The organism is Candidatus Palauibacter irciniicola (genome assembly GCF_965208695.1).
Lineage (GTDB): Bacteria > Gemmatimonadota > Gemmatimonadetes > Palauibacterales > Palauibacteraceae > Palauibacter > Palauibacter irciniicola.
The window spans coordinates 2565610-2581048 of record NZ_OZ242352.1; the positions used below are offsets into that span (position 1 = coordinate 2565610).

At 69.3% G+C, this 15439-nt stretch carries 13 protein-coding genes; 10 read left to right on the top strand and 3 right to left on the bottom strand.

The window, feature by feature from the left end:
- The first annotated feature begins 81 nt into the window (after positions 1 to 81).
- Genes ACOGI9_RS11160 through ACOGI9_RS11175 form a run of 4 tightly spaced genes read left to right on the top strand, consistent with a single transcriptional unit; the run spans position 82 to position 2861 of the window.
- Entirely contained in the window at positions 82 to 657 is a 576-nt protein-coding gene (locus ACOGI9_RS11160) for an RNA polymerase sigma factor (protein WP_419857196.1), read from the top strand.
- On the top strand, positions 650 to 1120 hold the full coding sequence (locus ACOGI9_RS11165) for a hypothetical protein (protein WP_419857197.1): 471 nt from the start codon (positions 650 to 652) through the stop codon (positions 1118 to 1120). Before ACOGI9_RS11160 ends, ACOGI9_RS11165 begins: the two co-directional genes overlap by 8 nt.
- Positions 1117 to 1437, top strand: coding sequence for a YbjQ family protein (locus ACOGI9_RS11170; protein WP_419857198.1), 321 nt, complete (start codon positions 1117 to 1119; stop codon positions 1435 to 1437). Before ACOGI9_RS11165 ends, ACOGI9_RS11170 begins: the two co-directional genes overlap by 4 nt.
- A 2-nt stretch (positions 1438 to 1439) precedes the next feature.
- Entirely contained in the window at positions 1440 to 2861 is a 1422-nt protein-coding gene (locus tag ACOGI9_RS11175; RefSeq protein ID WP_419857199.1) for an alpha/beta hydrolase, read from the top strand.
- Between the two features lie 31 nt (positions 2862 to 2892).
- Here the strand turns inward: ACOGI9_RS11175 and ACOGI9_RS11180 are convergent, their stop codons facing one another.
- Positions 2893 to 3903: a hypothetical protein gene (locus ACOGI9_RS11180; protein ID WP_419857200.1), complete on the bottom strand. Its 1011-nt coding sequence runs from the start codon at positions 3901 to 3903 to the stop codon at positions 2893 to 2895.
- Between the two features lie 193 nt (positions 3904 to 4096).
- Between ACOGI9_RS11180 and ACOGI9_RS11185 the strand changes: the two genes are divergently transcribed.
- Genes ACOGI9_RS11185 through ACOGI9_RS11195 form a run of 3 tightly spaced genes read left to right on the top strand, consistent with a single transcriptional unit; the run spans position 4097 to position 7721 of the window.
- Positions 4097 to 5437 (top strand): M20/M25/M40 family metallo-hydrolase, encoded by a 1341-nt coding sequence (locus ACOGI9_RS11185; RefSeq protein ID WP_419857201.1) that lies wholly within the window; start codon positions 4097 to 4099, stop codon positions 5435 to 5437.
- Entirely contained in the window at positions 5434 to 6756 is a 1323-nt protein-coding gene (locus tag ACOGI9_RS11190) for an APC family permease (protein ID WP_419859285.1), read from the top strand. Before ACOGI9_RS11185 ends, ACOGI9_RS11190 begins: the two co-directional genes overlap by 4 nt.
- The gene (locus ACOGI9_RS11195) at positions 6753 to 7721 is read left to right on the top strand and encodes an EamA family transporter (RefSeq protein WP_419857202.1); all 969 of its coding nucleotides are present in this window, start codon (positions 6753 to 6755) and stop codon (positions 7719 to 7721) included. Before ACOGI9_RS11190 ends, ACOGI9_RS11195 begins: the two co-directional genes overlap by 4 nt.
- Positions 7722 to 7733: 12 nt before the next feature.
- On the opposite strand, the gene ACOGI9_RS11200 is transcribed toward ACOGI9_RS11195, so the two are convergent.
- A complete protein-coding gene (locus tag ACOGI9_RS11200; protein WP_419857203.1) occupies positions 7734 to 8120 on the bottom strand; it encodes a hypothetical protein in 387 nt (128 codons plus the stop codon).
- Between the two features lie 271 nt (positions 8121 to 8391).
- Here ACOGI9_RS11200 and ACOGI9_RS11205 point away from each other — a divergent pair, with 271 nt between their 5' ends.
- From ACOGI9_RS11205 to ACOGI9_RS11215, 3 genes are all read left to right on the top strand, one after another.
- Positions 8392 to 9816, top strand: coding sequence for a serine hydrolase domain-containing protein (locus ACOGI9_RS11205; RefSeq protein WP_419857204.1), 1425 nt, complete (start codon positions 8392 to 8394; stop codon positions 9814 to 9816).
- Between the two features lie 37 nt (positions 9817 to 9853).
- Positions 9854 to 11326 (top strand): serine hydrolase domain-containing protein, encoded by a 1473-nt coding sequence (locus tag ACOGI9_RS11210; protein ID WP_419857205.1) that lies wholly within the window; start codon positions 9854 to 9856, stop codon positions 11324 to 11326.
- Between the two features lie 164 nt (positions 11327 to 11490).
- The gene (locus ACOGI9_RS11215) at positions 11491 to 14001 is read left to right on the top strand and encodes a zinc-dependent metalloprotease (RefSeq protein WP_419857206.1); all 2511 of its coding nucleotides are present in this window, start codon (positions 11491 to 11493) and stop codon (positions 13999 to 14001) included.
- 76 nt (positions 14002 to 14077) lie between these two features.
- On the opposite strand, the gene ACOGI9_RS11220 is transcribed toward ACOGI9_RS11215, so the two are convergent.
- Positions 14078 to 15436: a YfcC family protein gene (locus tag ACOGI9_RS11220; protein WP_419857207.1), complete on the bottom strand. Its 1359-nt coding sequence runs from the start codon at positions 15434 to 15436 to the stop codon at positions 14078 to 14080.
- Positions 15437 to 15439: the final 3 nt, after the last annotated feature.

The window sequence follows — 15439 nt, forward strand, 5'->3', positions numbered from 1 at the left end:
AGGCGAACAGTCACCACAGGTTCACGCAGGTGCCCGCGACCATGGGAGCCATCATTGAACAGCTCGGAGGCAACCGACCGGATGCTCGTTCTTCGCGCGCAGCGCGGCGAGCGTGCGGCCTTCGGCGAACTCGTCACACGATACATGCAACGTGCCTACTATACCGCGCTCGGCCTCGTCGGAAACCACGACGATGCCCTGGACCTCTCTCAGGAGGCCTTCGCCAGGGCGTTCCGCGCGCGCGCCAGGATCGACCCCGAACGTCCCTTCTTCCCCTGGCTGTACCAGATCATCCGACGCCTCTGTTTCAACCATACGCGAGACCAGCGGCTGCACCGCCTGAAACTCGAGAAGGCGGGCAGCTGGCTTACGGACACGACGATGGGGCGGCGCCCGCTCAGCCCCGATCAGGCGGTGATGCGTTCGGAACTGCGCGAACAGGTCGGCGCGGCCATCGAACGCCTGCCCGAGCGGGAACGGGAGACGCTCGTCCTGCGCGAGTTTGAGGAACTTCGTTACCGCGAGATCGCCGAGTTGCTGGGAATCCCCATCGGCACGGTGATGTCGCGCCTCTATCGGGCGCGGCGGTCTCTCGCGCGTGAGATGGAGGCGACGGGAACGCGCCCCGGCCAGGGGGGAGGTGCGGGCGATGAGTGAGAGAAACGTGCATCCGCCGGGGGACGAGCGGGTGCGCCATCTGATGATGGCCGAACTGGACCGGGAGATTTCGGGAGAGGGACGGCGCGAACTCGAGTCCGCGCTCGAAGAGAACCCGGGTCTTCGCGACGAACTGGCGTCATACCAGCGCCTGAAGGAGGTCACCGACACCATGGCTCCGCTGAAGCCGCCGGAGGAAACCTGGGACAGTTACTGGGAACACGTCTATCGCCGGCTCGAACGCGGCATCGGCTGGGTCCTGGTCTCGCTGGGAACGATCATCGTGGGGACGTGGGCGCTGTGGACCGCCGTGAGTGAACTGATTCGGGACACGACGATGCCCGCGTACATTCGCTGGAGCATGCTCGCGCTGATCGCCGGCTTCGTGATCCTGTTCGTCTCCGTCGTTCGCGAGCGCCTGTTCATGCAGAAGAAAGACCCCTACAAGGACGTGGTCCGATGATCCTCACCTCCCGAAACGACCTCGCCGGACACCGGATCGTCGAGGAATTCGGCCTCGTCCGCGGCAGCACGATCCGGGCGCGCCACCTGGGCCGCGACATTCTCGCCGGCCTGAAGACGATCGTGGGCGGCGAGATTCAGGAGTACACGAAGATGATGGCCGAGGCGCGGGAACAGGCGGTCGACCGGATGGAGGCGGAGGCGGAGGCGGCCGGCGCGAACGCGATCCTCTGTATCCGCTTTTCCACCTCCTATGTCCTGGGAGGGACCGCCGAGATCGTCGTCTACGGCTCCGCCGTTCGGGTCGAGGAGGTCTGACCATGGTCCTGCGAATGCTCGTCGCGGCCGGGTGCGTGCTCGCCTCTCCGGCCCTGGCGCAGGAGCCGGATCCGGATCCCGCCGGAAGAAGCGGAGGCGTGGAGGGCCGGTGGGCGGGATCGGTCGTGCTCCCCACGGGCGAGCTGCCCTTCTCGGTCAGCTTCGAGCGCGCCGATGGAGTGCTCTCCGCCACGATGGACATCCCCGTGCAGGGCGCGCTGGGTCTTCCTCTCACGGCCGTGTCCTACGAGGACGGCCGCGTGCATTTCGAACTCGAGGCTTCGATCGGTCTCGCCGTGTGGGACGGCGCCCTCACGGGTGACGCGATCGAGGGCGAATTCACCCAGGGCGTCATGACCGGCACGTTCTCCGTGTCGCGGGAGGACCCTCCGGAAGCGGAGGCGGAAGAGCCGGTACCGTACCGGGCGGAAGAGGTCTCGTTCGAGAACGGCGACGTCCACTTGGAGGGGACGCTGACGGTGCCGGAGGGGACGGGACCGTTTCCGGGCGTCGTGCTGATCACGGGGTCGGGGCCCCAGGACCGGGATGAGGTCGTGGCCGGGTTCGCCGTCTTCCGCCTCCTCTCCGACCACCTCACCCGGCAGGGCATCGCGGTCCTCCGCTACGACGACCGCGGCGTCGGCGGCTCGACGGGCAGCGTCTCCGGCTCCACCTCGTCCGACTTCGCGGGCGACGCCCTGGCGGGGCTCGCGCGACTCTCGGAACATCCGGACGTCGATCCCGCGCGCGTCGGCCTCGTGGGGCACAGCGAGGGAGCCATCGTGGCGCCGCTCGCCGCCTCGCGTTCGGAGGCCGTCCGCTTCGCCGTGCTGCTGGCCGGTTCGACCGTGCCCGGCACCGAGATCCTGTACGAGCAGTCCGCGGCCATTCAGCGCGCGAGCGGCGTGCCCGACGACCGCATCGAGTGGAACACCGACTTCCAGCGCCGTCTGTTCGCGGCCCTGGAGGCGGGGGAAGACCTGGAGGCGTATCGCGAGGAGCTTGGGGCCGCGATCCGCGAGGGCATCGAGACCCTGCCCGAGGCGCAGCGCGCCGCGATCTCCGACGTGGACTCCTACGTGCAGACCCAGATCGACGCGCAGATCGACCGCGTCGAAACCCCCTGGTTCCGGTATTTCCTCACGTACGATCCGACCGAAGGTCTCCGGGGCACGCGGGTGCCGGTGCTCGCGCTCTTCGGCGGGCTCGACCTGCAGGTGCTCGTCGACCAGAACCGGCCGCCGCTGGAAGAGGCGCTGGCCGGGAACCCGGACGTGACGGTCGAGGTACTCCCGCGCGCGAATCATCTCTTCCAGGCCGCGACGACCGGATCGCCGGCCGAATATGCGACGCTCGAGCACGACTTCGTCGACGGCTTCCTTGAAACGATCGCCGACTGGATCCTCGCCCGCTTCGGCAGCTAGCCCGCTCCGGAACAGCTTCCTTCGCGGCCGGTCAGCTGCCGCCGGGCCAGAGTGCGGCCCGCTGCCGGAAGACGGACGGGTCCGCGCGCCATTCCGCAAAGCCTGTACGGCGTTCGTCGGTCAGCCAGTTGATTCGGGCATCGATGCAGGCCAGCAGATCGCGGTCGTCCGCATCCAGCGCGAACCCCCCGAATTCGGCGAGGGAATCCCGGGCGGTCACAGTGAACTCTCCGCCCGACCTGTGCGCGGCCTCGCCGCTGCCGATTTCCCCCTGGGCCACGGCGTCGATGCGGCCATCGCGCAGGGCGTCGAACAATTCCCGATCGCCGGACTCCCGGCCAAGGTACACCACCTGCGGCATGTCGCCGGATGGGGGGTGAAGGCGGGTTCGGCCCCCAAGGACGGGCGATGCCATTGCGGCCGTGATCGTAAACGCCCCCGTCCCATCCGCCACGACCGTGCCGGCCGGCGTCTCCACGCGCGTCCCCGCCCGGAGCACGCCGGAACCGTCCACGATTCCCGTGATCTGGAGCAGCCGTGCCTCTCCCGTCGTCCCCGGAAGGACGCCCACGCGCACCGCGCTCGTGAGCGCGTCGTAGGAGGAGAGCCGCGCGGCATCCTCGCTTCGCACCAGGAGCGACTGGCGGAAAGCGATGTGGCCGGACGTGAACGCGACCGCCCGGGCGCCGGTATCGTCGAGCGTCCGTGACTCGAGAATCGTGATGCCGCCGCCGGCCATGTCGAAGTCCGGCGTCGCGGGCAGAAGCCAGATTCCGGGCCAGTCGGCGATCGGGCGGCGCACGAAGGAGAGTCCGGTACCGGGCATGGCCTCGAGCGCGCTGAGGAGGTCGGCTTCGTAGCCCATGTGCCGACTGAACCCGGGCGAGTTGGGGTCCTCGTCCGCGCTGTAGCTGACGGGCGCGAAGAGTGCGTAGAACGCCACCGTGAGAGGAGCGTCGCCGCACGTGGCCGACAGCGGCGGCTCCACGGCGCCTCCGCAGCCCACACCGACGAGCGCAAGCCCGGCCAGCAGCCGCCGCATGATCGACTCTGTCGCCTTGAACTTCAGCTCGACACCTCGCTCAGCCGTCGGCCCGCAGTGAGACCGCGTTTTCGCATGTGTTCGGAAACGGTATTCTTCACGAGCCGACTCCCGCCAGAGAGCGGCATCCTGTGCCCCTGGCGGCCGACGACGACGACCGCCGAAAGATCCGACTCAAGGAGACGCAGCCGCCATGTACGCACGATATGCCCGGAACATCACCGGATTCATCGTCTCCGCCCTGTTCGGCATGGCCATCGTCGGGGGCATCCCGGCTGTGGCGACGGCCCAGGCGCCGGGTGACGACGTGCGGCGCCTCGCCGAACATCCCGCGGTGCGGAGCGCCTTCAGGGTCATCGAGGAACTCGAGCCGAGGACGATCCGCGAACTCATCGAACTCACGGAGGTTCCGGCGCCCCCATTCATGGAGGACGAGCGCGCCCGGGTCTACGCGGAGTGGCTTCGCGAGGCCGGGGCCGACTCCGTGTTCATCGACGAGGAGGGCAACGCGATCGGGATCCGATACGGCCGGGGCGGCGCGCGGGGATCGACGCCCGAGGGGGAGCGGCGGACGGTGGCGCTGTCGGGACACCTGGACACGGTGTTCCCGGCGGACGTCGACGTGACGGTCACGCAGCGCGGGGACACGCTCTTCGCTCCCGGCATCGGCGACGATACGCGCGGCCTCATCGCGGTCCTCACCGTGCTGCGGGCACTCGAGGCCGCCGGCATCGAGACGGAGGCGGACGTTCAGTTCATCGGGACGGTCGGGGAGGAAGGGCTCGGCGACCTGCGCGGGATGAAGTACCTGTTTCGCGAGGGCGCGGACCCCATCCACACCTGGATCGACATCGACGGCACGGGGCTGGGGCGGATCGTGAACAAGGGGCTCGGTTCCCATCGTTTCCGCGTGACGTTCCGGGGCCCCGGCGGACACTCCTGGGGCGCGTTCGGGATGGCCAGCCCCGCCCATGCGCTGGGCCGCGGGATCCGCCATTTCCAGGACGTGGCCGACACGCTCACGCGATCGGGCCCGCGCACGAGCTACAACGTGGGGCGGCTCGGCGGCGGCACCTCGGTCAACTCGATTCCGTTCGAGGCGTGGATGGAGGTGGACATGCGCTCGGAGAGCGAGGAGAGCCTCGCGCGCATCGACGCCGCCTTCCGGGATGCGATGCGCCGGGCGCTGGCGGAGGAGAACGCCCTGCGCCGGGCCGGGCCCGAGATCGAACTCGTACTGGACCAGATCGGGGACCGTCCGTCGGGAGAGGTCGCGGACGACCATCCTCTCGTCGAAAGGGCCCTCGCGGTCATGCCGCTGTTCGGGGCGGTGCCCGCGCTGACCCGTTCGTCGACGGACTCGAACATCCCGATTTCCCTGGGCATCCCCGCGGTGACGATCGGGAGCGGGGGCATCGGGAGCGGGGCCCACTCGCCCGGCGAATGGTGGATCAACCGTGACGGCCACCTCGGGATCCAGGCGAACCTCCTCCTGCTGGTGAGCGAGGCGGGCCTGGCCGAGCCCATCCCCTGAGCACTTCCAGGGCGCGGTTCGGCCTCCACACGGCGGCGGCGGTCGTCGTCGCCAACATGATCGGGACCGGCGTCTTCACGAGCCTCGGGTTCCAGCTCGAGTCTCTGAGATCCGGGTTCGCCCTGCTCATGCTGTGGGTCGTGGGCGGGGTCGCGGCCGTGTGCGGCGCGCTCACCTACGCCGAACTGGGGTCGACGATCCGGCGCTCCGGGGGCGAATACACGTTCCTCTCGCACATCTACCACCCCGCCGCCGGCTTCGTCTCCGGCTGGATCTCGGCCACGATCGGGTTCGCGGCCCCCACGGCGCTGGCCGCGATCACGTTCGGGACCTACCTCTCGTCCGTCTTTCCGGTACTTCCGGCCCGGTGGCTCGCGGTGGGGCTCGTCGTGCTGCTCTCGGTCGTCCATGGCCGCACGCACCGCACCTCGGGCGGCTTTCAGCGCTGGTCGACGACGGCCAAGGTGGCGCTGATCCTCGCCTTCGTCGCGGCCGGGCTGTCCTTCGTCGCGGAACCTCGGGAAGTCGGCGTGCTCCCCTCGGCGGACGGCGTGTCGAACGTGTTCTCCGCAGGGTTCGCCGTGTCGCTCATCTTCGTGTCGTACTCGTATTCGGGCTGGAACGCCGCGACGTACGTGACGGGCGAACTCCGCGACCCGCGGCGGACGCTCCCCCGCGCGCTGGCGGCAGGGACGCTGCTGGTGATGCTGCTCTACATCGGACTCAACTATGTCTTCCTGCGCGCCGCCCCCGCGGAGGAAATGGTGGGACGGCTCGAGGTGGGATACATCGCGGCGGGGTACATCTTCGGGCCGGTCGGGGCCGACCTGATGGGGATCACGCTCGCGCTCCTCCTCGTCTCCACCGTGAGCGCGATGGTGCTCGCGGGTCCGCGCGTCCTCCACGCGATCGGCGAGGACTACCCGACCTTCCGGTTCCTGAGTTCCATCAACGCACGCGGGACGCCCGGCGTGGCCATCTTCACGCAGGCCGCGATCAGCCTGTTGTTCATCCTCACGGAATCGTTCGAGACGATCCTCGTCTTTTCGGGCTTCACGATGGGCCTCAACACGTTCCTGGCCGCGGGCGGCGTCTTCCTCCTGCGCCGACGGCAGGCGTCGGACCGGACCCCGGACGAACCCTACCGGGCCTGGGGCTACCCCGTGACGCCTCTCGTCTTCCTGGCCGTGACGGGCTGGACGCTCGCCTACATCCTGCGTGACCGACCGCTCGAAGCGGGGCTGGGACTGGGGCTCATCGCCGTCGGCCTCGCCATCTACGCCGTGACGCGAGCGCGCGATCGAAGGACCCGCGGTTGAACCCGAGTCCGCAAGCGGCTGCCACGCGGGATCTGCTGCTGGCCTTTGCCGCGGTGTACCTGGTGTGGGGGTCGACGTACCTGGCGATCCGCTTCGGCGTCGAAACGATCCCGCCCTTCCTCCTCGGGGGAACGCGCTTCCTGGCGGCGGGCGTGATTCTCGCCGTCGTGTCCCGCCGTCGCGGGGCGCCCATCCCGAAGCCTTCCGAATGGAGGAGCGCCACGATTTCGGGCGTGTTCATGGTCGTGGGCGGCAACGGGCTCGTGTGCTGGGCGGCGCAGTACGTGCCCTCGGGGCTCACTGCCCTGCTCGTGGCCACGGTGCCGCTGTGGCTGGTCGCGATCGCACGCCTCGGGCCGGACCGCGAGAAGACGAGTCCGCTCGAAGTCGCGGGGCTCGTCCTGGGCCTGGGCGGAGTCGTCCTCCTCGTGAGCAGTTCCGGGGCGGACATCGGGATCCGCGGGGCAAGCGCGAACCAGGTCGTGGCGGGGGCCCTCGTCGTCGTGGGGGCGTCGGTCAGCTGGGCCATCGGCTCCATGTACAACCGGCGGGCCGCGCTGCCGCAGCCGCCGCTCCACGGCACGGCGCTCACGATGGCTGCCGGGGGCCTGGTCCTCGTGCTGATCGGACTGGCGACGGGGGAGTTCGGCCGCCTGTCGCTCGGCGACGTGTCCCTGCGGTCATGGCTGTCGCTGATCTACCTGGCCGCCATGGGGTCGATCGTGGCCTTCTCGGCCTACATGTGGCTCCTGCGCAACGTCCGGCCCGCGGCGGCCGGGACCTACGCGTACGTCAATCCGGTCGTGGCCCTGTTCCTGGGCTGGTGGCTGGCGGATGAGGCGTTCACGCTGCAGATGCTGGCGGGCACGGTGATCATCGTGGCGGGAGTCGTGCTGGTGCAGCGTGGGCGGGCGCCGAAGGGCGGCCCGAGGCCAGCGACCGTGCGGGCGCCGGCCTCGAGGTAGCCGCCCGCGCGGTCAGAGGGAGAGCGGAGGCCGGCGCCGCTGCTGCAGCTCGGCCAGGTACTCCCGGTACTTCTCCATCTGCTCGTCGCTCAGCACTTCGGCGAGCCTGGTCTCCGTCTCCTGCTGGAGTTCCTGCATGAGCTGCATCATCGCGTTCCGGTCCCCCGACCCACGCACGCCCTGGAGACGCTCGCGCCGGCTCTCCGCCTGCGTCTCGAGGATCTCGCGGACCTTCACGACCTGCTCCTCCTCCAGCGCCAGCCGGTCCGTGAGAGCCGTCATCTGGTCGTCGAGGCTCATGCCGAAACCGCGGGCTCCCCGCTGAGCCTGTGCCTCCAGCGGTGCCGCGGCCGCGAGTGCGACCACCAGGAGAGCGAATGCTCCGATCGTCTTCCTCATCGATATCCTCCGTTTCCTGCCATTTTCCGTGCCTGTTCCGCGCCTGTTCTCCCGCCGGCTTCTCTCCGCGTCAGGCGCAGCCTTCTCACTGGAGACGACACGGCGCCGGCCGGAAACGTTATGGACCCTTGCGCCGGACACTTCGGATGCGCTCAGCTACGAAGTCGCGGGAGAACGTACGGCCGCCGACACACGGCAACGGGGGGTTCGCATGAAGATTCTGTCGGGGATTTGTGATCGGTTCCGGATCCGTGCGGCGGCGGGCGGCATCTTGATCGTCGCCGCGTGCGTTTCGGGGTGCGGGGAACCCCGCGCCGCGCCCGAGGACGACGAGGCGGCGCACGAGCGCTCGCACATCGCGGGAATGGCCGCGCACCACATCTGCTCGGGCGTCTTCGTCGTGGGCCGGGACTACGAGCGTTCGGTCGAAGAGGTCGTGGCGCAGGACATCCGGCGCTTCGAACTGTTCAACTGGCAGGACGACTTCGAGTACGACGTGAATTTCGAGACGCGCACCGCCTCCGTCTCGGGCGCGGACTTCGGCACCCGTTCCGCCGAGTACAACGGGGACCAGGGCTGCACGATCCTGCCGGCCGATCTCGAGGACGTGACGTACGAACCGCAGGTCGTCGAGCGGCTCAGCCCGGATCCGGCCGTCACCGCCTGGCCGACGGGCGATGTCGGCGCGTACCACGACCCGCCGCCGCCGGAGGTCGACATGGCGGCGCTGGAGGCCGCCCTCGACTGGACGATGGCCCAGACCGAGCACAACACGCGCGCGCTCGTCGTCATCTACGCGGGGAAGATTCTCGGGGAGCGCTACGCGCCCGGCTTCACGCGCAACACGCCGCAGATCTCGTGGTCCCAGGGGAAGAGCATCGCCAGCGCCCTCGTCGGCGCGGCCATCCAGGCCGGCCACCTCGACGCCGGACTCGACGACCCCGTGCCCGTGCCCGAATGGCACGGAGAGGACGATCCGCGCCGGGAGATCCGTATCCGGGACATCCTGAACATGAGTTCGGGCCTCGACTTCCTGAACCTCGGCCTGACGGACTCGCTGTCGTGGACGCACACGAACGAACACTTCCGGATCTACTTCGAGGGAATCGACGTGTTCGAGCACGCGATCGACCAGCCGATGGACACGCTGCCGGGCGCGGTCTTCCGCTACCGGAACTCCGACCCGCTCACCGCCAACCACATCGTGCGAGAGGCGGTCGAGGCGCGCGGCGAGGACTGGCTCACGTACCCCCAGCGCATCCTGTTCGACCGCATCGGGGCGAGGAACTACGTCCTCGAGACGGACGCGTGGGGCAACTTCATCATCACCGGCTACGACTACGGGAGCGCGTGGGACTGGGCCCGGTTCGGCCTCCTCCACCTGTGGGACGGCGTGTGGCCGACACCCGATGGCGGAAGCGACCGCATCCTGCCCGAGGGCTGGGCGGAGTTCGTCAGCACGCCCGCGCCGGGCGCCGATGCCCTGCAATACGGCGGGCTGTTCTGGCTCAATCGCGGCGGCTCGCTTCCGCGCGCGCCGGAGGACGCCTACTGGGCCGCGGGATTCATGGGACAGTACACGGCCATCATCCCGTCCCGGGATCTCGTGATCGTCCGGCTCGGCCCGAGCCCCGGCGACACCGGTGCATATCTGTCGGACATCATCGGAGAGGTGACGGCGGCGATCGACCGTTAACCGCTTGAGCCGGCGCCGTCGCCAACGGAGGGTCGCCATGAGTACTCGCACTGAGAGTCGTCTCCCCACCGGGCTCCTGATCGCTGCGGGCGTCGCCCTGCTGTCGGCGGGCTGTGCCCCGGAGTCGGTGGAACCCGACGAAGCCGTGGAAGACGAGGCCCACATCCGCGGGCACGTCGCCGGGCGCGTGGCGCACCACCTTTGCGCCGGCGTTTTCGTTGTGGGCCGGGACTACGAGCGCACGGTGGAGGAGGTCGTTGCGCAGGATCTCGAACCGTTCGATGAGTTGCGGGATGATTTCCGGTACCGCGTGGACCTCGAGACGCGCACGGCCTCGGTGACGGGAGAAGGTTTCGGCACACGCTCCGCCGAATACAACGGAGACCAGGGCTGCACGATCCTGCCGATCGGATTCGAGGACGTGGCCTTCGAGCCGACGGTCGTCGAGCGTCGGACGCCGGATCCCGAGATGACCGCCTGGCCGACGGGCAATGCGGACGCACACCACGATCCGCCCCCCGCGGAAGTCGACATGGCCGCGCTCGATGCGGCTCTCGATTGGGCGATGGCCCAGCGCGAGCACCACACGCGCGCGCTGGTGGTCGTCTACGCCGGGAAGATCCTCGGCGAACGCTACGCCGGCGGCTTCGGGCCCAACACGCCGCAGATCTCCTGGTCCCAGGGCAAGAGCATTGCGGCCGCTCTCATGGGCGCGGCGATCCAGGCCGGCCATCTGGACATCGGACTGGACGACCCGGCGCCCGTCCCGGAGTGGCGGGGAGAGGACGATCCGCGCCGCGAGATCCGCATCCGCGATCTCCTCAACATGAGTTCGGGGCTCGACTTCCTGAACCTGGGCTCCGATGACGAGCGCTCCCGGACGCACGCCAACGAACACGGCCGGATCTACTTCGAGGGCATCGACGTGTTCGAGCACGCCATCGACCAGCCGATGGACACCCTGCCGGGCGCCATCTTCCGCTACCGGAACTCGGACCCCCTCACCGTGGCGCGCATCGTGCGGCAGGCCGTCGAGGCGCGCGGCGACGACTGGCTCACCTATCCCCAGCGCATCCTGTTCGACCGCATCGGGGCGAGGGATTACGTCCTTGAGACGGATGCGTGGGGGAACTTCATTATCACCGGCTACGACTACGGGAGCGCGTGGGACTGGGCGAGGTTCGGTCTCCTCCACCTGTGGGACGGCGTGTGGCCGACGCCGGATGGCGGATCCGACCGCATCCTTCCGGAGGGTTGGGTGGACTTCGTGAGCACGCCGGCTCCCGGCGCGGAACTCCTCAACTACGGGGGACTGTTCTGGGTCAATCGCGGCCGGTCGCATCCGGGGGCCCCGGAAGACGCGTACTGGGCGCTCGGGGCGATGGGACAGTACACCGCCATCATCCCATCGGACGACCTGGTGATCGTCCGGCTGGGACCGAGCCCCGGCGATTACAGTGCGTACATGTCGGATATCATGGGCAGGGTGACGGGGGCCATCGATCGATAGCCTGCTCCCTCTTCGCACGGATCCGCCCTAATGTGTAGTCCCTCCCTCCGACTCCCCGGGGGAGGCCGACCGTTCATCGTCCGCAGGAGGCTCTTGTGTACTCCGTGACCCGTTTCCGGAAGCTCCTTCCCGCCGTTCTCCTTTTCCTCGGTCCTGCCTTCGCCGTGGCACAGGACTCCGGGGATTCACTCCCCTCGATCGCGGACAAGACCGCCTCGATGCGGGCCATCGACGGCTTCATCCCCATGTACTGGGAGGCGTCGAGCGGCAAGCTGTGGATCGAGATCTCGCGCTGGGACACGGACATCCTCCACATGACGGGGCTCGCCTCGGGGCTGGGGTCGAACGACATCGGCCTCGACCGCGGGGCGCTTTCGGGCTCCCGCCTCGTGCGCTTCCACCGGGTGGGGCCGAAGGTGCTGATGATCCAGCCGAACCTCGACTTCCGCGCGAGCAGCACGAACCCGCGCGAGGTGCGGGCCGTGACGGACGCCTTCGCCCCCTCCACGCTGTGGGGCTTCACGGCGGCGGCGGAGACGGACGGGCGCGTGCTCGTCGACGCGACGGACTTCGTCGTCCGGGACATGATCAACTGGGCGCAGCGGCTGCGGCCGGGGACATACCGGTTCGACGCGGGCCGGAGCGCGGTGCACCTGCCGATGACGATGGGGTTCCCGGAGAACACCGAGATCGAGGCATCGCTCACCTTCGTCCGCCAGCCGGGCGGCGGGGGCGGCGGATTCGGCGGATTCGGAGGGGGCGGCGGGACGTTCGAAGGCGTCGGGAACGTGGCCTCGACCGGCGAGGCGGCCACGATCCGCCTCCATCACTCGTTCGTGCAACTGCCGGAGTTGGGGGAGTACACGCCCAGGGCCTTCGATCCCCGGTCCGGCTACGGGACCATGAGCTTCGCGGACTACTCGGCGCCGCTGGGAGAGGACATGCAGCAGCGGTTCATCCGGCGCCACCGGCTCGAGAAGCGGGATCCCTCGGCGGCGATGAGCGAGGCGGTCGAGCCGCTCGTCTACTACCTGGACCCGGGGGCGCCGGAGCCGATCCGGACGGCGCTGCTCGAGGGGGCTCGGTGGTGGAACCAGGCGTTCGAGGCGGCGGGCTTCCGGGACGCGTTTCAGGTGGAGATGCTCCCGGACGGCGTGAGTTCGCACGACGTGCGCTACAACGTGATCAACTGGGTGCACCGCTCGACGCGCGGCTGGAGCACGGGCGGCTCCGTCACCGACCCCCGCACGGGCGAGATCCTCAAGGGGGTGGTGACGCTCGGCTCGCTCCGCTGGCGGCAGGACTACCTGATCGCCGAGGGTCTCCTCTCCCCGTACGCCAACGGGGACGAAGTGCCGGCGGACCTGGCGGAGTGGGCGTTGGCGCGGATCCGGCAGCTGTCGGCGCACGAAGTGGGACACACGCTCGGCCTCGTCCACAACTACTACGACAGCAGACTCGGTCGGATCTCGGTCATGGACTATCCCCACCCGCTCGTGACGCTGGGAGACGCCGGACAGCTCGACTATTCCGAGGTCTATGACGTGGACATCGGAGAGTGGGACAAGGTCGCGATCGTGTACGGGTACTCCGAATTCCCGGAGGGAGCGGACGAAGCCGCCGAGCTGGAGCGGATCCTCGACGAAGCCTGGGAGGAGGACGTCATCCTCTTCACGAACCAGGACATCAGCATCCACGCGCGCGCCGACCAGTGGTCGAACGGGGTGGACGCGGCCGCGGAACTCGAGCGGATGATGGACGTGCGGCGGCACTCGCTGGACCGCTTCGGCGAGCGTGCGATCCGCGCCGGGCGGCCGATCGTCACGGTCGAGGAGGCGCTGGTCCCGCTGTACATGCACCATCGCTACCAGGTGGACGCGGCCGCCTCTCTGCTCGGAGGGCTGGAGTACGTCTACGCCTTCCGCGGGGATGGGCGGACGCCCGTGAAGCGCGTCGCCGGCGAGGCGCAGCGGGCGGCGCTCGGCGCGCTGGCCCGGACGATGCGGCCGGCGGAGTTGGAGATCCCCGCTGGTGTGCTTGAATTGCTGCCGCCTCGGCCGCCGGGCTTCGGGCGCTCGCGCGAGACGTTTCCGCGCTACACCGGGCCGGCCTTCGATGCCGTCACGCCGGCGGTGGTGGCGACGGACCACACCGTGTCACGCGTCCTCGAACCGTCGCGGGCGGCGCGGCTCGTGCAGCAGCACGCGCTCGACCCGAGCCTGCCGGGGCTCGCCGAAGTACTGACCGCTCTGGTCGATGCGGTCCGCCCCGAGCCGAACGAGACGCTTTATCGCACCGAACTGCGGCTCGCGGCCTACCGCGTGCTCGTGGACCGGATCATGGCGCTCGCCGATGGGGCCTCCATGCCGCATGTGCGGGCCCTTGCGACCCGGAAGCTTGTGGACCTGAGGGCTGAGATGGCGGCGAACCCCCCGCCGGAGAGAGACGCGGCCTTCGTGCAACTGGTCGACCGCGACATCGAGCGCTTCCTCGAGAAGCCGTCGGCGCCCTACGAGATGCCGGGGACGCCGAACGCGCCGCCGGGCGCGCCGATCGGGCAGCCCGCGATGGACTGGCTGGCGCGCGACGCCTGGACCACCGCCGGCCCCGCCGGCTGGGCGACGGGGTGGCTCGGGACTTCACCGGCCTGTTCGGCCGATCGCAAGAACTTCTGAGGGGAGTTCCGGCGGGAGACGTTCCCGCGGGAACGCCGAGCGCGGATGGCGGCGTTCCCGCAGGAACGTGTGAGCGTCAGCTGTAGCCGATGGCGAGGGCGATGACGAGGGCGACTGCTCCGAGCGCCATCAGCATGAGGTAGCGCGGGATCACGAAGCGAAGCCACGACTCGTAGCGGACGCCGCTCGCGGCCAGGATCGCCATCAGCGCGCCGTTGGTGGGCGTGATGAGTTCGCACAGCCCCGCCCCGTACTGGTAGGCGAGGATCGTGATCTGCCGTGAGAGTCCCAGCAGGTCCGAGAGCGGCACGAGGACCGGGAGCGTGAGCACCGCCTGGCCGCTCACGCTGGGCACGGCGAAATGCAGCACGCCCTGCGCGGCCGACATGCCGATGGCCGAAAGCGCGAGCGGCAGATCCGCGAGCGGGATGAACAGCCCGCGCACGATCGTGTCGATGATGCGGCCGTCCACCATGACCACGTAGATCGCATGCGCGAAGCCGATGAGGAGCGCCGCGTATCCCATCGACCGGAAGCCTTCCGCGTAGGCCTTCGCCGTCCCCGTCACGCCGAGCCGCCCGATGATCCCCACCACGATCCCCATGATGAAGAAGAGCGCCGACATGTGGTCGAAGTCCCACTTCAGCCCGACCAGCCCCCACACGAGGATGCCGAACGTGGCGATGACGATGGCGAAGATGGTCCCGTCCCTCCATCCGAACGCGGCATCGGGTTCGGAGGCGTCCGCATCTTCCGGAGGGACGCGGGTGCGGGCGGCGTAGCGCATCGTCCACCAGATCCAGAGACCGAGGGCGATGGCGAGGAATGCGATCCGGAAGAGGCTGCCCGAAAGCGCCGGCACCTCCGCCACCTGCTGGGCGATCAGAACCTGGAACGGGTTGATGGGACTGAAGGCCGACCCGACGAAGGCGGAGCCCGCGCTGACGGCCACGCCCACCATCGGAGAGTAGCCGAGCCGTTTGGTGAGGAGCATGAGCGCGGGAACGAGGGGGATGATCTCCTCCTGCATGTTCTCCGTCACGCCGCCCGCCGCGAAGGCGAGACAAACGACGGGGATCGCGAGGATTTCGCGCCCCTCGAGGCCTCGAACGAGCCACGTGACGCCGCGTCGGAGGGCCCCCGTCGCATCGAACACGGCGAACGCCCCGCCGATGAGAAAGATGAGGAACACGACATCGGCGCGGTCCGCCATCCCCCGCGGGATCGCGACGATGGCCTCGAAGGCGCCGATCCGGTTGGCTTCGACCTCGTGGAAGGTCCCGGGCACCACCACGCTGCGCCCCGTCACGGGATCGTCCCGCCGCTCGTACTCCCCGGCCGGCAGGACGTACGACAGCGCCGCGGCCGCCAGGATCGCGACCGTGAGCAGCGTCAGCGGATGCGGAAACCGCAGCGATCCGAGCCGGTTCCTCACCCG

Coding starts and splice junctions, on each gene's coding strand:
- ACOGI9_RS11160 (WP_419857196.1), top strand. CDS start 82: ATGCTCGTTCTTCGCGCGCAGCGCGGCGAGCGTGCGGCCTTCGGCGAA.
- ACOGI9_RS11165 (WP_419857197.1), top strand. CDS start 650: ATGAGTGAGAGAAACGTGCATCCGCCGGGGGACGAGCGGGTGCGCCAT.
- ACOGI9_RS11170 (WP_419857198.1), top strand. CDS start 1,117: ATGATCCTCACCTCCCGAAACGACCTCGCCGGACACCGGATCGTCGAG.
- ACOGI9_RS11175 (WP_419857199.1), top strand. CDS start 1,440: ATGGTCCTGCGAATGCTCGTCGCGGCCGGGTGCGTGCTCGCCTCTCCG.
- ACOGI9_RS11180 (WP_419857200.1), bottom strand. CDS start 3,903: ATGCGGCGGCTGCTGGCCGGGCTTGCGCTCGTCGGTGTGGGCTGCGGA.
- ACOGI9_RS11185 (WP_419857201.1), top strand. CDS start 4,097: ATGTACGCACGATATGCCCGGAACATCACCGGATTCATCGTCTCCGCC.
- ACOGI9_RS11200 (WP_419857203.1), bottom strand. CDS start 8,120: ATGAGGAAGACGATCGGAGCATTCGCTCTCCTGGTGGTCGCACTCGCG.
- ACOGI9_RS11210 (WP_419857205.1), top strand. CDS start 9,854: ATGAGTACTCGCACTGAGAGTCGTCTCCCCACCGGGCTCCTGATCGCT.